We start from the raw sequence: 1,262 nt of genomic DNA, 5'->3' as shown, positions 1-1,262 counted from the left end.
GTCGTTGCCGGGGTAGGGGTCGAGGTCTTCCAGGATGGAAGTTCCTACGCTCACCGTCCGAAAGACCTCGACGTGCCCAACGCTACCTTCGACGCGCCCGATCTCACCACGTTCTGCCGACTCGACGAGCTCGGCTTAGAAGCCATCGGACAACGCCTCGAGCCCGACCGCGCGGTGCTCTCCTGCCGGGTCGTGCAGGCCGACGACTGGTGCCGCGACTGCGGCTGCCAAGGGGTGCCGCGCGACACGGTCACGCGGCGACTGGCGCACGCGCCGTTCGGGCACCGGCCCACCACGCTGCTGGTCCGCGTCCGCCGTTACCGCTGCACGGGCTGCGGCCGCATCTGGCGGCAGGACACGAGCGCGGCGGCGGAGCCGCGGTCGAAGATCTCCCGCACCGGACTGCGGTGGGCGCTGGACGCGCTGGTGCTCGACCACCTCACCATCTCGCGCGTCGCGGCCGGGCTCGGCGTCGCCTGGCACACCGCCAACACCGCCGTGCTCGCGGAGGGCAGGCGCCGCCTGCTCGACGATCCGGGCCGCTTCGACGGCGTGGCGGTCCTGGGCGTGGACGAGCACGTCTGGCGTCACACGTCCCGCGGGGACCGCTACGTGACCGTCATCATCGACCTCACTCCGATCCGCGACGGCACGGGGCCGGCGCGGCTGCTGGACATGGTCGAGGGCCGCTCGAAGCAGGCGTTCCAGCAGTGGCTCGCCGCCAGGCCCCAGTCCTGGCGAGACGGCGTTGAAGTGGTCGCGATGGACGGGTTCTCCGGCTTCAAGACCGCCACCGTCGAGGAGCTGCCCGAGGCGGTCGCCGTGATGGATCCGTTCCACGTTGTCCGACTCGCCGGGAACGCGCTCGACAGCTGCCGGCGGCGGATTCAGCAGCAGCTCCACGGCCACCGCGGACGCAAGGGCGATCCGCTCTACGCCGCCCGCCGCACCCTCCACACCGGCGCGGCGTTCCACACGCCGCGGCAGCAGCAACGACTCGACGCGCTCTTCGCCGACGAGCGGCATCTCGCGGTCGAGGTCACCTGGGGCATCTATCAGCGCATGGTCGCCGCCTACCGCGACCCGGACCGGGCCGCGGGCAAGCAGCTGATGATCGAGCTGATCGAGACGGTCAGCGCCGGCGTCCCGGCGGCGCTGCGCGAGGTGATCACGCTCGGGCGGACGCTGAAGCAGCGCGCCGCCGACGTGCTCGCGTACTTCGACCGGCCCGGCACCAGCAACGGGCCGACGGAGGCGATCAA

Annotated in this window: 1 protein-coding gene; it reads left to right on the top strand. The window is 71.9% G+C overall.

Features of this window, described 5'->3' with window-relative positions:
• Positions 1-72 precede the first annotated feature (72 nt).
• The coding region (locus EV140_RS00625) for an ISL3 family transposase (RefSeq protein ID WP_130280073.1) at positions 73-1,262 on the top strand (1,190 nt) is incomplete at its 3' end.

It is taken from the genome of Microcella alkaliphila (genome assembly GCF_004216855.1).
Classification (GTDB): Bacteria; Actinomycetota; Actinomycetes; order Actinomycetales; family Microbacteriaceae; genus Microcella; species Microcella alkaliphila.
This window is presented reverse-complemented; position numbering and strand designations above follow the sequence as displayed.